Source organism: Nocardioides daeguensis (assembly GCF_019192965.1).
In the GTDB taxonomy this organism is placed as follows: Bacteria; Actinomycetota; Actinomycetes; order Propionibacteriales; family Nocardioidaceae; genus Nocardioides; species Nocardioides daeguensis.
Map to the genome: position 1 here is coordinate 243,939 of NZ_JAHTKU010000008.1, position 15,750 is coordinate 259,688.

At 72.9% G+C, this 15,750-nt stretch carries 16 protein-coding genes and 3 tRNA genes; 8 read left to right on the forward strand and 11 right to left on the reverse strand.

Annotated features, from left to right (window positions below):
- Positions 1–2 precede the first annotated feature (2 nt).
- Complete coding sequence (locus KU893_RS07205; protein WP_218233667.1) at positions 3–830, reverse strand: aminotransferase class IV; 828 nt, start codon at positions 828–830, stop codon at positions 3–5.
- 146 nt (positions 831–976) lie between these two features.
- On the opposite strand from KU893_RS07205, the gene KU893_RS07210 reads away from it, so the two are divergent.
- The 3 genes from KU893_RS07210 to KU893_RS07220 all read left to right on the forward strand — a co-directional run bounded on the left by KU893_RS07210 (position 977) and on the right by KU893_RS07220 (position 1,262).
- Positions 977–1,049, forward strand: a tRNA-Gly gene (locus KU893_RS07210).
- 50 nt (positions 1,050–1,099) lie between these two features.
- A tRNA-Cys gene (locus KU893_RS07215) sits at positions 1,100–1,170 on the forward strand.
- Positions 1,171–1,187: 17 nt separating this feature from the next.
- Positions 1,188–1,262, forward strand: a tRNA-Val gene (locus KU893_RS07220).
- Between the two features lie 88 nt (positions 1,263–1,350).
- Here the strand turns inward: KU893_RS07220 and KU893_RS22605 are convergent.
- Together KU893_RS22605 and KU893_RS22615 are read right to left on the reverse strand one after the other, a co-directional pair.
- Positions 1,351–2,292, reverse strand: a complete 942-nt coding sequence (locus tag KU893_RS22605) for a LysR family transcriptional regulator (protein WP_308167197.1) — start codon at positions 2,290–2,292, stop codon at positions 1,351–1,353.
- Positions 2,241–3,431, reverse strand: coding sequence for an MFS transporter (locus tag KU893_RS22615; protein ID WP_246592095.1), 1,191 nt, complete (start codon positions 3,429–3,431; stop codon positions 2,241–2,243). The genes KU893_RS22605 and KU893_RS22615 overlap by 52 nt, the downstream gene beginning before the upstream one ends.
- Before the next feature lie 151 nt (positions 3,432–3,582).
- On the opposite strand from KU893_RS22615, the gene KU893_RS07230 reads away from it, so the two are divergent.
- Positions 3,583–4,860, forward strand: coding sequence for a D-arabinono-1,4-lactone oxidase (locus KU893_RS07230; RefSeq protein WP_218233669.1), 1,278 nt, complete (start codon positions 3,583–3,585; stop codon positions 4,858–4,860).
- Entirely contained in the window at positions 4,857–6,086 is a 1,230-nt protein-coding gene (locus KU893_RS07235; RefSeq protein WP_218233670.1) for an alanine racemase, read from the forward strand. The genes KU893_RS07230 and KU893_RS07235 overlap by 4 nt, the downstream gene beginning before the upstream one ends.
- Positions 6,087–6,143: 57 nt before the next feature.
- Here the strand turns inward: KU893_RS07235 and KU893_RS07240 are convergent, their stop codons facing one another.
- From KU893_RS07240 to KU893_RS07270, 7 genes are all read right to left on the reverse strand, one after another.
- Positions 6,144–6,551, reverse strand: coding sequence for a YccF domain-containing protein (locus tag KU893_RS07240; protein ID WP_218233671.1), 408 nt, complete (start codon positions 6,549–6,551; stop codon positions 6,144–6,146).
- 19 nt (positions 6,552–6,570) lie between these two features.
- Entirely contained in the window at positions 6,571–6,975 is a 405-nt protein-coding gene (locus KU893_RS07245; RefSeq protein WP_218233672.1) for a YjbQ family protein, read from the reverse strand.
- A 553-nt stretch (positions 6,976–7,528) separates the two neighbouring features.
- On the reverse strand, positions 7,529–7,738 hold the full coding sequence (locus KU893_RS07250; protein WP_218233673.1) for a hypothetical protein: 210 nt from the start codon (positions 7,736–7,738) through the stop codon (positions 7,529–7,531).
- A gap of 31 nt (positions 7,739–7,769) precedes the next feature.
- Positions 7,770–8,153: a hypothetical protein gene (locus KU893_RS07255; protein WP_218233674.1), complete on the reverse strand. Its 384-nt coding sequence runs from the start codon at positions 8,151–8,153 to the stop codon at positions 7,770–7,772.
- 92 nt (positions 8,154–8,245) lie between these two features.
- On the reverse strand, positions 8,246–8,419 hold the full coding sequence (locus KU893_RS07260) for a hypothetical protein (protein ID WP_218233675.1): 174 nt from the start codon (positions 8,417–8,419) through the stop codon (positions 8,246–8,248).
- Between the two features lie 158 nt (positions 8,420–8,577).
- Complete coding sequence (locus tag KU893_RS07265; RefSeq protein WP_308167193.1) at positions 8,578–9,693, reverse strand: potassium channel family protein; 1,116 nt, start codon at positions 9,691–9,693, stop codon at positions 8,578–8,580.
- A 9-nt stretch (positions 9,694–9,702) separates the two neighbouring features.
- Entirely contained in the window at positions 9,703–10,653 is a 951-nt protein-coding gene (locus KU893_RS07270) for a YihY/virulence factor BrkB family protein (RefSeq protein WP_218233676.1), read from the reverse strand.
- 123 nt (positions 10,654–10,776) lie between these two features.
- On the opposite strand from KU893_RS07270, the gene KU893_RS07275 reads away from it, so the two are divergent.
- A complete protein-coding gene (locus KU893_RS07275) occupies positions 10,777–11,907 on the forward strand; it encodes a phosphotransferase (protein WP_218233677.1) in 1,131 nt (376 codons plus the stop codon).
- Here KU893_RS07275 and KU893_RS07280 read toward each other — a convergent pair.
- Positions 11,895–13,271 (reverse strand): cation:dicarboxylate symporter family transporter, encoded by a 1,377-nt coding sequence (locus KU893_RS07280; RefSeq protein ID WP_218233678.1) that lies wholly within the window; start codon positions 13,269–13,271, stop codon positions 11,895–11,897. The genes KU893_RS07275 and KU893_RS07280 overlap by 13 nt on opposite strands.
- A gap of 138 nt (positions 13,272–13,409) precedes the next feature.
- Here KU893_RS07280 and KU893_RS07285 point away from each other — a divergent pair, with 138 nt between their 5' ends.
- Both KU893_RS07285 and KU893_RS23510 read left to right on the forward strand, forming a co-directional pair.
- Positions 13,410–14,999, forward strand: coding sequence for a sensor histidine kinase (locus KU893_RS07285; RefSeq protein ID WP_257441449.1), 1,590 nt, complete (start codon positions 13,410–13,412; stop codon positions 14,997–14,999).
- Positions 14,996–15,700: a response regulator gene (locus KU893_RS23510; protein ID WP_218233679.1), complete on the forward strand. Its 705-nt coding sequence runs from the start codon at positions 14,996–14,998 to the stop codon at positions 15,698–15,700. Before KU893_RS07285 ends, KU893_RS23510 begins: the two co-directional genes overlap by 4 nt.
- Positions 15,701–15,750 lie beyond the last annotated feature (50 nt).

The window sequence follows — 15,750 nt, forward strand, 5'->3', positions numbered from 1 at the left end:
GCTCAGCGATCGAGGCCGAGCAGCTCCGCCTCGCGCTCGCGCCAGGCCGCCGCGACCTTCCGGGTGACCGGGCCGGGCGCCTCGAGGGTGCGCTCGTCCCAGCGGTGCACGCCTTGCACGTCGCGGGTCGTCGAGACCAGGAACACCTCGTCGGCGCCGGCCGCCACCTCGATCGGCTCGTCCACCTCGGTCGCACCGAACCACTCGAGCACCAGCGCCCGGGTCACCCCCGCGAGGCAGCCGCTGGCCAGCGTCGAGGTCCGCACCTCGCCGTCGACGACGTAGAAGACGTTCGTCCCGGTCCCCTCGCACAGGTGGCCGGCGAGGTTGGCGAACACCGCCTCGCTCGCACCCTTCTCCCGCGCCGCCGCCAACGCCACCACGTTCTCCGCGTACGACGTCGTCTTCAGCCCGGCCAGTGGCCCCCGCTCGTTGCGCGGCCACGGCACCGTGACCACAGCGGTCGTCTCCGGAGCGGGATCCATCGGCGCCGCCACCACGATGGTGGTCAGCGGCGCGTCACCGCGCCCGCTGCCCAGCGGTGCGTTGCCGCCCGTGACCGTGATCCGCAGCCGGCCCAGGGGCAACGGGTCGCCCTCGAGCACGGCAGCCACGCCCCGCCGCACCTCCTCGGGGTCGAGGCCCTCCAGCCCCAGCCCGGCGGCCGAGCGCTCCAGCCGGTCGAGGTGGCGCCGCAGCGCGAACGGCTGCCCGCCGACGACCTTGACGGCCTCGAACACCGCGTCCCCGACCGTGAGCCCGTGGTCGGTCACCGGCACCGCCGGCGCCATCGGGTCGGACAGGACTCGGCCGTTGATCCACACGCGCATGCAGCCAGCGTAGAAGGGCGCCGGACGCCGCCCGCAGGAGCCACGACATGCCGGAAGTGGCCCCCCGTTTTGGCGCCGTTCAGGCAATCGGCTAATGTTCTCAACGCACCGCAGGGCGGGCCGAAAGGCGCGCAAGGCAGTGTGATGCGGACGTAGCTCAGTTGGTAGAGCGCAACCTTGCCAAGGTTGAGGTCGCGAGTTCGAGCCTCGTCGTCCGCTCGGAGTGGTCAGACCCACTGCCTGACCAGGCCAGTGTGTTGGGCCGCCGCGGTGGGTTGGCCGAGAGGCGAGGCAACGGACTGCAAATCCGTGTACACGGGTTCAAATCCCGTACCCACCTCACAGACAACTCCACACGGGCGATTGGCGCAGCGGTAGCGCGCTTCCTTGACACGGAAGAGGTCACTGGTTCAAACCCAGTATCGCCCACCAGCCTTCGGGCACGGAACCGGCTCATCCTCGAGGATCGAGCCGGTTCGCTGGCTTTCGGCCTCGGTCGACGAGCCCGCACGAGCAGAGGCTAGGAACCCTCGACCCGTCCCCGCGCCTCGATCCGCGCGACCAGGTCCCGCTCGCGGTCGCGGACGCCGCACACCGTGTCGACGAACCGGGCCACGGCGGCCGAGCGCTCGCCGAGGTGCCAGGCGACGGCGACCCGTGAGCCCGGCCAGTCCTCGATCGGGAGGAACCGGACGCCGGGCAGCGGGGCGTAGGTCATCACGGCGGCGCCGGTGACACCGATCGCGGCACCGGCGGAGACCAGCGAGGTCTCCTCGGTCACGGAGGTGACGCCGACGAAGGTGCCGGGGGTCTCGCGGGCGTCGTACAGGCCCCAGAAGGCGCGGTAGACCTCGTCGGTGGTGCCGGACAGCGTCATCGGGTGCGCGAGCAGGTCGCGGACGGCGACCGAGGTCCGGGACGCGAGCGGATGGCCCTCGGCGACCATCGCGACGACGGGGTCGACGAAGAGGTCCTCCGTCTCGATCCGCTGCGTGCCCTGGGGCAGGCGGATGAAGGCGACGTCGGTGACGCCGGAGGCGAGGCCGGCCGACGGGTCGTTGGCGGGGAACTCGCGCATCTCCACCTCGACGTCCGGGTAGGCCGCCCGGAAGGCCGTCATGATCGGCGCGGTCAGCTCCAGGGCGGCGCCCGGGATGAACCCGAGACGGATCCGGCCGCTCAGCAGCCGGTCGGTACGACGAGCCGTGGCGACCGCGTCGTCGAAGCGGTCCAGCAGGTCGCGGACGGCGACCAGGAACGACTCCCCCGCCGGCGTGAGCGCGACGCTGCGAGTGGTTCGCTCGAAGAGCTGGACCCCGAGCTCCTCCTCGAGCTCCTTGATCTGCCGGCTCAGCGCCTGCTGGGTGAGGAACACGCGCGCGGCCGCGCGGCTGAAGTGGAGCTCGTCGGCTACCGCGAGGAAGTAGCGGAGCTTGCGGGTCTGGAGGTCGATGAGCGTGATGCTAGCGGCAGCGCCGGCAGGGCGAGCAGCGTGACGGCGGCGAGGAACACGAACGCGGCGGCCGGGGCGTCGACGAGTAGGCCGGCGAGGCCGGTGACGACGAGGGCACCGAGCTGGCCGGCCATCCAGACCAGGCCCGCTGCCGCGCCGGCGGACGGGCCGGAGGCCCGCTCGCTCAGTTCGAGCACGATCGGCAGCGCGGGCAGCAGCAGCACACCGACCATGACGAACACCACCAGGCCCGAGCCCGCACCGGGCAGCGCCGCGAGCACGAGGCAACCGGCGACGGCGGCCAGCACCCCGGCGAGGACCGCCTGGTGCTGGCGGCCGCGCTCCGCCGCCCACACCGGTACGACGGCACAACCCACGACACCCGCCGCGACGTTGAGCAGGAGGAGCAGACCGGCCTGGTCGCTGCTCACGCCGGCGGGCTCCAGCAGCGGCTGTCCCCAGGTCGTGAGCGCGGTGAAGGTGCCGAACGGGATCGGGACGAGCAGGCACATCCGGCGCACGACCGGGTTGCGCCAGGCCGCGAGGAAGTCCACGACGCCGGCAGCCGGCAGCTCGGGCACGAACCCGGGCGCCTCGCGGAGCACCACCAGCAGGACGCCGGCGGCCGCGACCGCCACGACGGCGCCGACCACCAGCGTGGTGTGCAGGCTGACGACGGTCCCCAGCAGGAACGCCAGGATCATGCCGGCGAAGGTGCTGGCCGAGGCGGCCGCGATGCCGCGGGGCCGGTCGGCAGCACGCAGGTAGCGGGCCGGGACCGCGGAGGTCGCGGTGACCACGAGCGGCTGGGCGACGGCGATCAGGGTCTGGCCGGCGAGCGCCGTGCCGAAGTCGTCGCCGGCGAGCCGCACGCACGCGCCGAGTGCGGTGAGGACCGCGCCGACGGCAAGCGTCGGTCGCAGCCAGCGGTCGAGGGCGAGGCCGGTGGGGATGGCGAGGACGACGTACCAGAGCGGGAAGACGTTCGCGAGCCAGCCGATCGCGGCCTCCGAGACGCCGTAGTGCTCGGCCGCCGCGGTCGTGACCGGCGCGTAGGTGAGCCAGAGCAGCTGGGTCACCGCGCCGACGACGGCGAACGCCGCGAGCACGGCCCAGCTCGAGCGGGGATACGGATCGGTCGTGGCCATGCCAGCAGCGTGACGCCGGACACCTCTGCGGGAGAAACAACAACCCACCGTCGATTGACAACCGCAGCGGTGTGAGTGAGTGGCGATTCCGGTGCTTCACCCGCCCGCCCGGACGGGGCATCGTGAGCCGCATCTCACGAGAGGGAGCGCCATGTGGAACAACTGGACCGGTGACCAGAGCTGCACGCCCGCGCGCCGGGCACTGCCGTCGTCCGTCGCCGACGTCGTCGCGACCGTCCGCCACGCCGCCGAGCGCGGCGAGGTGGTCCGCGTCGTCGGCGCCGGGCACGCCTTCGGCGACAACGTCGTCACCGACGGCACGCTGGTCTCGCTCGACCGGCTGACCGGCCTGCACCACGTCGACCGGGCCACCGGCCTGGTCCGGGTCGCTGCCGGCACCCGGCTGCACGACCTCAACGACCTCCTCGACGCCCACGGCCTGGCGTTCGCCAACCTCGGCGACATCAACGTCCAGAGCGCAGCCGGCGCGATCTCGACCGCCACCCACGGCACCGGCGCGAAGCTCGGGAACCTCGCCACGCTCGTCGAGTCGGCCGAGCTCGTCACCGGTGACGGCACCGTCGTCGAGGTGTCCGGCGACGACCTGCGCGCCGCGCGGGTCAGCGTCGGCGCGCTCGGCGTCGTGACGGCGTACACCCTGCGCACGGTGCCGTCCTTCCGCCTCCACGAGCGCCGCGACCGGCTGCCTCTCGCCCAGGTCCTCGCCGAGCTCGACGCGTACGCCGACGGCAACGACCACTTCGAGTTCTTCGTCTTCCCGCACGCGACCGACGCGCTGACCAAGGAGCTCAACCGTACCGACGAGCCGATCCGCACCCGCGGCAAGGTGGGGGCGTACGTCGACGAGGTGGTCCTCGAGAACCGGGTGCTCGACCTCCTGTGCCGCGCCGGACGCCGCTACCCGTCGGCGATCCCGCGGCTCAACCGCACGGTCACCCGCCTGGCCGGCTCGTCCAGCCGGGTCAACGTCAGCCACCGCGTGTTCTCCAGCCCGCGTCTGGTGCGGTTCACCGAGACCGAGTGGGCCTTCCCCCGCGAGGCGTGCGCCGAGGCGCTGACCGACATCCTCGCGATGGTCGAGCGCCGCGGGTTCGACGTGAACTTCCCGCTCGAGGTGCGCTTCGTGGCCGCCGACACGGAGTCGATGCTGAGCCCGTCGTACGGCCGCCCGACGGCGTACATCGCCGCGCACGCGTACGCCGGCATGGCGTGGCAGGAGTACTTCTCCGCCGTCGAGCAGATCGCCGCGGCGTACGGCGCCCGGCCACACTGGGGCAAGCGGCACACCCTCGGCGCGGAGAGCCTGCGCGAGCTCTATCCCGAGTTCGACGCCTTCCTCGACGTCCGCAAGCGCTTCGACCCCGCCGGCGTCTTCACCAACGCGCACGTCGAGCGGATCTTCGGATGACCGCCACCCAGGTCCTCGACCTCGCGGCCGTCGCCGCTCGCACCGCCGGCGCCACCAGCGTCGCCACCCTGGCCGCGGCGACCGCGCACCTCGAGCCGCCGTACGCCGTGGTCGACCTCGGCGCCCTGGCGACCAACGCCCGCTCGCTGGTGAGCCGGGCCGCAGGCAAGCCGGTGCGGCTGGCCACCAAGTCGGTGCGGTCTCGGGCGATCAGCGACGCGGTGCTCGAGCTCGACGGGTTCGCGGGCGTCCTCGCCCTCACCCTGCCCGAGGCGCTGTGGCTGGCACGGACCTGCGAGGACGTCGTGGTCGGCTACCCCACGGCCGACCAGCACGCGCTGCAGGAGCTGGCGGCCGACGAGCGGCTGGCCTCCCGGGTGACCCTGATGGTCGACTCGATGGAGCAGATCGACCTGGTCGAGAGCGTCGTCCCCGCGGGCGCCCCGCCGATCCGGGTCTGCCTCGACCTGGACGCCTCGCTGCGGCTGCTGCAGGGCCGGGTGCACCTCGGCACCCGCCGCTCCCCCGTGCACAGCCCGGACGCCGCCGGGCGGATCGCCCGGGCGATCGCGGCCCGGCCGCGGGTCCGGCTGGTCGGGATGATGGCCTACGAGGGCCAGGTCGCCGGGCTCGGCGACAACACCGGCTCGCACCTTCACCGCGCACAGATCCGAGCCGTCCAGGCCGCCTCGATCGCCGAGCTGGCCCGCCGCCGGGCGGCCGCGGTCTCCGCCGTGCGCGAGGTCACCGAGCTGGAGTTCGTCAACGGAGGCGGCACCGGCAGCATCGAGACCACCGTCGCCGAGGACGCGGTGACCGAGGTGGCCGCCGGATCGGGCCTCTACTGCCCCACCCTGTTCGACGGCTACCGCCGCTTCCACCCCCACCCGGCGGCGTACTTCGTCACCAGCGTCGTACGGCGGCCGAGCGCCGACATGGCGACCGTGCTCGGCGGCGGCTGGGTCGCCAGCGGCGTCCCGGGCGCGGACCGGCTGCCCACGCCGGTCTGGCCGCCGGGCCTCCGACTGACCGCGATGGAGGGCGCCGGCGAGGCGCAGACCCCGCTGACCAACGCCGCCGACCTGCGCGTCGGCGACCGGGTCTGGTTCCGGCACGCCAAGGCCGGCGAGGTGTGCGAGCGGGTCAACGAGCTGCACCTGGTCGACGACGGGAGACTCGTCGCCAGCGTCCCGACGTACCGCGGCGAGGGACGCGCGTTCCTCTGACCGGCGGGCGAGGCGTCGCAGTGGCCGCTCATTCCCGGACGGCCCGGCCGCCCGGGGTCAGAACCGCGCGCCCGCCAGCACGGCGCCGGCCTGGTCGGTCGGCACGATCTCGCGCCCGAGCGGCAGCAGGCTGACCGGGATCATCTTGAAGTTGGCGAGCCCGAGCGGGATGCCGATCATCGTCAGGCACAGCAGCACACCGGTGACCACGTGCCCGAGAGCGAGCCAGATCCCGGAGAACACCAACCGCAAGACGTTGCCGATCCCACTCGCGAGACCCGCGCTGTCGCGGACCACGACCGTGCGGCCGAACGGCCACAACGCGAAGAGCCCGATCCGGAAGGAAGCCAGGCCGAACGGAATCCCGATGATCGTGATGCACCACAGCGCACCGGCGACCAGGTAGCCGAGGAACATCCAGAACCCGCACAGCACCAGCCAGATGACGTTCAGCAGCACCTTCATGGAGCGAGCGTAGGGCTCCTCACCCGGCGAGGAAGCTGAACCGCACCTCGCGCTCGTGGTTGTCGACGTTGAGGTCGACCAGGCACACGCTCTGCCAGGTGCCGAGGGCGAGGCTCCCGCCGAGCACCGGCACGGTGGCGTACGGCGGCAGCAGGGCGGGCAGCACGTGCGAACGGCCGTGCCCGCGAGTGCCGTGGCGGTGCCGCCACCGGTCGTCGGCCGGCAGCAGGCTCCCGAGCACGGAGAGCAGGTCGTCGTCGCTGCCGGCACCGGTCTCGAGGATCGCGAGGCCACAGGTGGCATGCGGCACGAAGACGTGGAGCAGGCCGTCGTCGCGCCCCGCGGCGAACCTCGCGCAGTCGCGGGTCAGGTCGAGGACGACGTCGCGGTCGCCGGTGCGGTAGATGCGGGTCTCGGATTCCACCGGACCATCATCGGCAGGTCGTCGTCTGCTCCGTCGCAGGCGCGCTCTTCCGGCGACGGAGCAGACACCCGGTGACCCGGGTCCGACGGGCGCTCAGCGGTCTCCCGGGGAGCATCCGCCCATGGTCAGGCAGAGTGGGGACGCCTGACCACGGCCGGCCCGATGCAGGGAACAGCCACGGGCCGGGGATGGGGAGATGCAGGGGCTCGCACCAAGCTGCGGACGTCGCACGATCGACATGCGCGGGAGCCCCTTCATCGTCGCGACCAGGTCGATCCCCAGAGCTCGCCAGGTGCTCACTCAGCATAGGTCCGCGCGGTGCCGCCCCGGGCCGACTTCGGGAAGGCTTTACCCGCCGCTCCGGACGAACGCCGCAGACAAAGAACGCCCTGTCCGGCGTGCCGGACAGGGCGTCCCGTGCCCGGCGAGTGTGGGGTTCGTCGGGCACGCTGTGGTTGGGGAACCGGGACCGAGAGTAGTGGCCGGAACCGCCGCTTGGGGGCGGAATCGGCGAGATGACGGCGGCTGATTTCCGCGGCCGGCCCCCGCCCCGTCACGGCGCCGGGGCGCCACCCTTGTGCTCCAGCGGGACCGGACGCAGCGCGGTGGCGGACAGCCAGTCGGTCACCGTGCGTCCCTCCCGGTCGACATAGGCGACCAGGCCCTCCCAACCGTTCTCGGTCGAGCGCCAGTGGAGCACCAGTCCGGGCAGCTCGACGGGCACGAATGCCAGCCGGACCCACACGTGCCGCACCCCCGCCATGGGTCCAGAATAGAACACCTGTTCGAAAGCGTCAGCCCTGGTCGTCCTCGCCGATCTCGGTCCTGACCGGCCGCGGCGGCGGGCTGTTCCTGCGGCGGGCGACGAGGGCGACGGCGGTGCCGAGCAGGCCGAGCCCGGCGAACAGGACGAGGGCCCTGCCGCGCCTGCGGCGCCGCTGCGGCAGGCGGTCGGTGACCGGGGCCGGCAGCCGGTCGAGGACCGGGTCGGGCAGGCGCCGGGCGAGGGCCTCGGCCGCCTGGTGGCGCTTCTCCATCGCGACCGCGCGGCCCTGGTGGACCAGGGGCGGGGTCCGCTCGGCGACGGTCTGGACGGCTGACTCGACGTCGGGCACGACAGCGTCGACGAGGTCACGCAGGTCGTCCCTCAGCTGTTCGGCCGTGCTCTTGCGGTGCATGGGTGCCTCCTCCTCGGATACGGGCTACGCACGCGCAGTACCCGTTCCCCCGAGGGCAACCCCGACCGGTCGGTCGGCGCAGCCGGGGGCGCTCAACTGGCCTCGGCGCGGCCGAGATCGGCCGAGCACTCGTTGCAGCGCACCCGCCGCTCGTGCTGCTCGGGCGGCTCACCCAACAGTCGGCGGTACCAGCGCGTCTGCTCCGTCAGCCGGTAGCAGCGTGGGCACCAGTCGTGCCGTACCCACGGTCCGAAGTCCTTCCCCATGCACTCAAGAGTGCCGGTTCACCGGCGTCCTGTCGCGGGGCACGACGACCTTGTCCTCGACGGGCGCCCAGGTCTGGACGGTCGTCGGCGACCGGCGTAGTCCCGGATGACCAGTGGTCCCGCCGACGGTCCCGGGTCGTCCCGGGCGTCTCGGGGCGTCAGTCCTCGTCGGCGGCGAAGTCCTCGTTGTGCGTGCCGGGCCGTGGTGCCCACGGCAGCTCCTTGGCCGGGCGTACGACGACCAGCCGGTCACCGCGCGCGAGCAGGGTGACGACCGGGTCGAAGTAGCGGTAGACCTTCTCGTCGCGGATCACCGCGATCACCTGGTCGGGCAGCGACTGGGGCGGCATGCCGACCTCGTTGACGAGCAGCTCGCGCTCGGCGACCTCCAGCCCCTCGCCGTACGTGAGCAGGTCCTCCATCACCGTGCCCAGTGTCGGCGAGAGCGTGGAGAGGCCGAGCAACCGGCCCACGGCGTCGGAGGAGGTGATGACCGAGTCGGCACCCGACTGCCGCATCAGCGGGGCGTTCTCCTGCTCGCTGACCGCCGCGACGATCCAGGCGTCGGGGTTGAGCTGGCGCACGGTCAGGGCGGCGAGGACGTTGGAGTCGTCGCGGCCGGTGGTGATGATGACCTGGTCCGCCTCGGAGACACCGGCGCGCTGCAGGACGCCGCGGCGGGTGGCGTCGCCGGTGACGACGGCCAGCTGGTCGGCGTGTGCGTCGGCCAGGGCGACGGGGCTCGGGTCGACGACCACGATGTGCTCGCGGTCGAGGCCGTTGCCGACCAGCGTCTCGACGGCGCTGCGGCCCTTGGTGCCGTAGCCGATCACGACGACGTGGTGTCCCATGTGCTTCCTCCAGCGGGTGATCCGGATCATCTCGCGCCCACGCTGGGCGAGCACCTCGAGCGTCGTGCCGATCAACAGCACGAGGAAGGCGATGCGCAGCGGGGTGATGATGAAGGCGTTGACCAGGCGGGCCGGGTCGCTGACCGGCGAGATGTCGCCGTACCCGGTCGTGCTGAGCGTGACGGTCGTGTAGTAGATCGCGTCGATCAGCGAGATGGTGCCCGTCGGGTCCGCCGCGGTGGCGTCACCGGAGTCGCGGTAGCCGTCGCGGTCGAAGTAGACCAGCAGCACCGTGCCGACGAGGATGCCGAGCGCGGCCAGCAGCCGCCGTCCCAGCTCCCACCACGGCGACCGGATCCGCTCGGGCAGCGCGACCTGCCCCGTCAGGGGCGTCTCCGCCGGTCCTGCGTTCAGCACTCCCACGCCCGGAACCTACTCCACCGCGTCCGGCGTACGGCGCAGCAGGCGGTCGAGCAGCTCGCGGCGCGCCCGCTGCGTGGCCTCCTGCGGGAACACCTCGTCGAACGCCGCGTTCACGCCGGCACCGATGAGCACCGCCAGCGCGGCGATGTAGAGCCAGACCAGGATCGCGATCGGAGCCGCCAGCGGGCCGTAGATGGAGTGCGAGTCCTCGGCCGTCACCGTGAGCACCCAGCGCAGCAGGTAGGAGCCGAGGATCCAGCTGGTCAGCGAGAACACCGCGCCGGGAAGGTTGAAGCTCCAACCGGTCCGCACGGGGACGGACACGTGGTACAGCGTCGCCAGGAAGCACACGCACAGCACCACGATCAGCGGCCAGTAGAACTGCATCAGGAACTCGGCCCGGTTGGGCAGCCAGGAGCGGACCAGCTTCGGGCCGGCCACCACCAGCGGCAGCGTGATCGCGCCGGTGACCACGGCGAGGATGTAGAGCACGAACGACAGAGCCCGGGTCCGCACGATGCCGCGGTGCCCGCCGAGCCCGTGCATGATCGTGATGGTGTCGACGAAGACGTTGAGCGCGCGCGAGCCCGACCACAGGGCGAGCACGAAGCCGAGCGAGATCACGTCGAACCGGCCGCCGCGCAGCACGTCGTCCATGGTCGGCCGGATCACCTTGTTGACGGCCGTGTCGGTGAGGAAGCGGGAGAACAGGTCGACGACGGCGCGGCGTACCTCCTCCACCTGCGCGGCCGTGAAGTGCTCGGTGACGTAGCCGACGCCGCCGGCGAGCGCGAAGATCAGCGGTGGCACCGAGACGACGGCGAAGAAGGCGGCCTCGGCGGCCAACCCGGTGACGCGGTACCGCAGGCAGGAGCTCACCGTGGTGACGACCAGGCGCCACACCAGGTGGGCGAGCCGGCGTGGCCACGGCACGCGCTGGGTGCCCGAATCCTCCGCCATGGGCGGCACGCTATCCGGCCGGAGCCGCTGCCCCGGGGATCCGCACGGGCCTACGATCAGGTGATCTGCATCGCTCGGGCCGCACCGTCCCTTCGCCCCGGTCGGCTCAGGAGGGAGGTCACCGTGCACGACCGCTCCGCCCTCGGCCCCGCGGACGTCGACGACGACGTGCTCGCGGCGATGGTCGCCGAGCTCCTCGGCGTCGACGACGTCGAGCTGCTCTCGTCGCGCGCCCACGTGGTCGACTACAACCTGCCCGCGATCACCACCGGGGGCCGCTGGTGGGTGAGCGGGACCGCCGCCGTCGACGGTCACGCCCACGACTTCCGGCTCTTCGTGAAGCACGTCCACGAGTGGTCGCGCTCGCCGCTGTTCCTCGACGTGCCGGAGGAGAGCCGGTCCTGGGCGGCTGCGATGGTGCCGTGGCGCACCGAGGGTGCCGTCTACCGCTCCGACCTCGCCGACCGCCTGCCACCGGGGCTGGCGATGCCGCGGGCCCTCGGCGTGCACGACCTCGACACCGGCTCCTACACCGTCTGGCTGGAGGTGGTGCCGACCGTCGACGTCGCATGGGACCTCGAACGTCACCGGCAGGCCGCCCACCTGCTCGGGCGCCTCGCCGGGAGCCCTGCGGTGCGTGAGCTGGCCGGGGTCGGTGGCCACGACTGGAACGTCGGCAGGTATGTCGAGGGCCGGCTCGGGCACCAGGTCGTGCCCGTCCTCGGCTCCGAGGACGTGTGGCGGCACCCGCTCGTCGCCGCGGCGTTCGGCGAGCTTCGCCCGCGGCTGCTCGCGGTGCTCGAGCGACTGCCGCAGCTGGTCGCCGAGCTGCTGGCGGTGCCGCTGCTCGTGGGTCACGGCGACGCCTGCCCCAACAACCTGCTGGTCCGGCCCGACCGCGACGGCTTCACCCTCATCGACTTCGGCTTCTTCATGGCCCTGCCCGTCGGCTTCGACCTCGGCCAGCTCCTCGTCGGCGAGCTCCAACTCGGGCGGGGTACGGCGGACGGCCTGGCGGAGCGCGACGAGGCCTGCCTGGCGGCGTACGTCGACGGGCTGGCGGCGGAGGGCGTGGACCTCGAGATCGCGACAGTGCGCCGGGCGCACGCGCTGCACCTGCTCATCTTCAGCGGACTCTCGGCGATCCCGTTCGAGGTCCTGGAGGCCGAGCCCACCGACGCGCTGCGGGCGATGGCCGCCACCAGGGCAGCCATCGCCCGCTACAGCCTCGACCTGCTGGATCAGACCGGCTGAGGCTCCCGGGCCGCGTAGCCGGCCTCGCTGCTGACGGTCTCGGCGGCCGGGGCGTGGTCGTCGACCATGGTGGTCTCGTCGAAGGGCTCCTGCCCGGCGAGCACCCGGTCCAGCCGGGCCCGGTCGACGCTGCCGGTCCAGTGGCCGACCAGGACGGTGCCGACGGCGTTGCCGGCGAAGTTGGTCAGCGCGCGTGCCTCGGACATGAACCGGTCGATGCCGACGACCAGGCCGACACCGTCCACCAGCTCGGGACGGTGCGACTGCAGCCCGCCGGCGAGCACCGCCATCCCGGAGCCGGTCACGCCGGCCGCGCCCTTGGCGGCGATCATCATGAACAGCAGCAGCGAGACCTGCTCGCCGATCGCGAGCGGCGTGCCGAGGGCCTCGGCGATGAAGATCGAGGCCATGGTCAGGTAGATCGCCGTGCCGTCGAGGTTGAACGAGTAGCCGGTCGGGACGACGACGCCCACCGTGGTCTTGTCGATGCCGGCGTGCTCGAGCTTGGCGATCGCCCGCGGCAGCGCGGACTCCGAGGAGGAGGTGGCGAGGATGAGCAGGAACTCGCGACCGAGGTAGCGCAGCAGCGCGAAGATGTTGATGCCGGTGGCGACCTTGAGCAGGAGGCCGAGGACGACGAACACGAACAGCGCGCAGGTGATGTAGAAGCCGACCATCAGCACCGCCAGGCTCTTCAGCGCGTCGGCGCCCCCCTGGCCCGTGACCGCGGCCATCGCGCCGAAGGCGCCGACCGGCGCGGCCCACATGATCATCGCGAGCAGCCGGAACACCAGCCGCTGGAGGTGGCCGACAGCGGTGATGATCGGCGCGCTCGTGGCCCCCATCCGCTGGAGGGCGAAGCCCACGAGCAGCGCCACCAGCAGGGTCTGCAGCACACTGCCGCTGGTGAGCGCGCTGAACGCCGAGGTCGGGATGATGCCGAGCAGGAACGCGGTGGTGTCGGCGTGGCCCTCCGCCGCCTTCTCCTGGGCGGTCGCCACCGCCTCGGCGGTCAGGTGCAGGCCGTCCCCGGGCTGGAGCAGGTTGCCGACGAGCATGCCGATCGACAGCGCGACCGTCGACATCACCAGGAAGTAGCCGAGCGCGAGACCGCCGACCCGACCGACCTTCGCGGCACTGGCGACGGAGCCGACGCCGAGGACGATCGTGCAGAAGATGACCGGCTGGATCATCATCTTGATCAGGTTGACGAAGCCCTCTCCGAGCGGCTTGAGCTCGACCGCGAAGGCCGGGAACAGCAGGCCGGTCGCGATGCCGAGCAGCACCGCGCCGATCACCGCGAGGTAGAGGTAGTGCGTCCGTGCGCCGCGCTGGGCCGCGCTCGCCGTGCTGGTGGTGCCCATGGTTCCTCCGGGTCGTTGCAGGGTCGGGCTGGGGTTCCCCGCCACTGTGCGACCGGTCGTGACGACCGTCACCGTTGTGTTCGTTGTGTTCGTGGCACGGGTCACACCGGTGGCCTGCGCCTGGGCGAGAATGGCGAGGTGCGCCGTCCCCGCCTGCTCCGCGACCGCCCGGTCGCGCGCCAGGTGCTGGTGCTGCAGGTCGGCACCGTGCTGCTCCTCGTCGTGGTCGGCATCGCGCTGGCGTCGTACGACGCCCGGCGCGACTCGCGCAGCCGGGCCACCCAGCGCGCGGTGGCCGTGGCGCAGACCGTCGCCGACTCCCCCGCCGTCCGCGCGGCGCTGCGCAGCGCCGACCCGACCGCCGAGCTCCAGCCGTGGGCCGAGGAGGTCCGCCGCGACACCGACACCGACTTCGTCGTCGTGATGGGGCTGGACCGGACCCGGTTCACGCACCCGGATCCCGCCCAGATCGGGCGGAGGTTCGTCGGCGACCTCGGGAACGCGCCCGAGGGCGGGGTGTTCACGCAGCAGTACACCGGAACGCTCGGCCCGTCGGTGCGCTCGGTCGTCCCGATCCAGGACGGCGGTCGGGTGGTCGCGCTGGTGTCGGTCGGCATCACCGTCAGCGACATCGACCGCGGGCTGCGCCGCGACGTGACGATCGTCGTGCTGTGCGGCCTGCTCGTGCTGCTGCTCGGCCTCGTCGGCGCGTGGCTGGTCGGCCGGCGACTGCACCGGGTGACGCACGGCCTGGGCGAGCAGGAGCTGGCCCGGATGTACGAGTACTACTCGGCCGTCCTCCACTCCGTGCGCGAGGGCCTGCTGCTCCTCGACGGGGCGGGCCGGGTCCAGCTGGTCAACGACGAGGCCCGGCGCCTGCTGGCGCTGCCGGACGACGTCGTCGGACGCGCAGTCGAGGACCTCGGCCTGGCGCCCGGCCTCGTCGCCGCCGCCCGCGGGCGCACCGCGGAGTCCGACGACCTCTACCTCGCCGGCGAGCGGATGCTCGTCGTCTCGGCGGCCCCCGCCCGCTGGGACGGGCGCGACGTCGGCTCCGTCGTCACCCTGCGCGACCACACCGAGCTCCGCTCGGTGACCGGCGAGCTCGAGGTCGTCCGTCGGCTCACCGAGTCGCTGCGCTCGCAGAACCACGAGTCCGCCAACCGGCTGCACACCGTCGTGTCCCTGATCGAGATGGGCCGTCCCGAGGACGCGGTCGAGTTCGCGACCTCCGAGCTGCACCTCGCCCAGCTGCTCACCGACCAGGTCGTGGGCGCCGTCGAGGACCCGGTCCTGGCCGCGCTCCTGCTCGGCAAGACCGCCGAGGGCGCGGAGCGCGGGATCGACCTCGCCATCGCCGGAACCGTGCCGGCCGGCACCAGCATCCCCGCCCGCGACCTGGTCACCGTCGTCGGCAACCTGGTCGACAACGCCTTCGACGCGGTCGCCCTGGCCGACCCGCGCCGGGTCGCCGTGGCGTTCGAGAGCGACGCCGGGACCCTCGTCGTACGAGTCGGCGACAGCGGGCCGGGGCTCGACGCCGAGGCCGCTGAACGGGTGCTCGACCGGGGCTGGACCACCAAGGCCGAGGCCGGTGCCGGCCGCGGGCTGGGCCTCGCGCTCGTCGTCCAGGTCGCGCGCAAGCACGACGGGGACGTCAGGATCGGCCGCTCGGAGCTGGGCGGCGCGGAGTTCGTCGTCTCGCTGCGCGTGGAGCCCGCCCCGTGAGCGTGCGGGTGCTCGTCGTCGAGGACGAGGAGCTGGCGGCCGAGGCCCACGCGTCGTACGTCGGCCGGGTGCCGGGGTTCACGCTGGCCGGGGTCGCCCGCTCGGCCCGTGAGGCCGCACGGGCGCTGGACGCCGCCCGCGACGCCGGCTCCCCCGTCGACCTGGTCCTGCTCGACATGAACCTGCCCGACGGGCACGGTCTCGGGCTGCTCGCCGGACTGCGCGGCGCGGGCCACCTGTGCGACGTGATCGCGGTGACGGCCGCGCGTGACACGCAGGTCGTGCGCCAGGCGGTCGGCCAGGGGGTGGTGCTCTACCTGCTCAAGCCCTTCACCTTCGCGACCTTCCGCGCCAAGCTCGAGCAGTACGCCGCCTACCGGGCCGAGCTGGACGCCGCCCCGGCCGAGGTGGTGCAGGACGAGGTCGACCGGCTCCTGGGGTCGCTGCGGCCCAGTGCCACCGCACCGCTTCCCAAGGGGATGAGCCCCGAGACGCTGCGTGCCGTCACGACCGCGTTGCGGGAGGCCGATGGCGACCTGTCCGCGAGCGAGGTCGCGGCGACGGTCGGCAGCTCACGCGTCACCGCACGGCGCTACCTCGAGCACCTCGCCGACCAGGGGCTGGCCGCCCGGGGCCTGAGGTACGGCGCGAGCGGCGGGCGGCCCGAGGTCAGCTACTCCTGGCGAGGCCGCCACGCCTGAGCGAAGCGAAGGCGTGGAGGGAGGCCGAAGGTCGAGGAGCGTCGACGACC

Bases quoted from the DNA above. Each gene is read 5' to 3' on its own strand.
- KU893_RS07255 (WP_218233674.1), bottom strand. From the start codon at position 8,153: ATGCACCGCAAGAGCACGGCCGAACAGCTGAGGGACGACCTGCGTGAC.
- KU893_RS07230 (WP_218233669.1), top strand. From the start codon at position 3,583: ATGTGGAACAACTGGACCGGTGACCAGAGCTGCACGCCCGCGCGCCGG.
- KU893_RS07235 (WP_218233670.1), top strand. From the start codon at position 4,857: ATGACCGCCACCCAGGTCCTCGACCTCGCGGCCGTCGCCGCTCGCACC.
- KU893_RS07240 (WP_218233671.1), bottom strand. From the start codon at position 6,551: ATGAAGGTGCTGCTGAACGTCATCTGGCTGGTGCTGTGCGGGTTCTGG.
- KU893_RS07260 (WP_218233675.1), bottom strand. From the start codon at position 8,419: ATGGGGAAGGACTTCGGACCGTGGGTACGGCACGACTGGTGCCCACGC.
- KU893_RS22615 (WP_246592095.1), bottom strand. From the start codon at position 3,431: ATGGCCACGACCGATCCGTATCCCCGCTCGAGCTGGGCCGTGCTCGCG.
- KU893_RS07205 (WP_218233667.1), bottom strand. From the start codon at position 830: ATGCGCGTGTGGATCAACGGCCGAGTCCTGTCCGACCCGATGGCGCCG.
- KU893_RS07270 (WP_218233676.1), bottom strand. From the start codon at position 10,653: ATGGCGGAGGATTCGGGCACCCAGCGCGTGCCGTGGCCACGCCGGCTC.
- KU893_RS07280 (WP_218233678.1), bottom strand. From the start codon at position 13,271: ATGGGCACCACCAGCACGGCGAGCGCGGCCCAGCGCGGCGCACGGACG.
- KU893_RS07250 (WP_218233673.1), bottom strand. From the start codon at position 7,738: ATGGCGGGGGTGCGGCACGTGTGGGTCCGGCTGGCATTCGTGCCCGTC.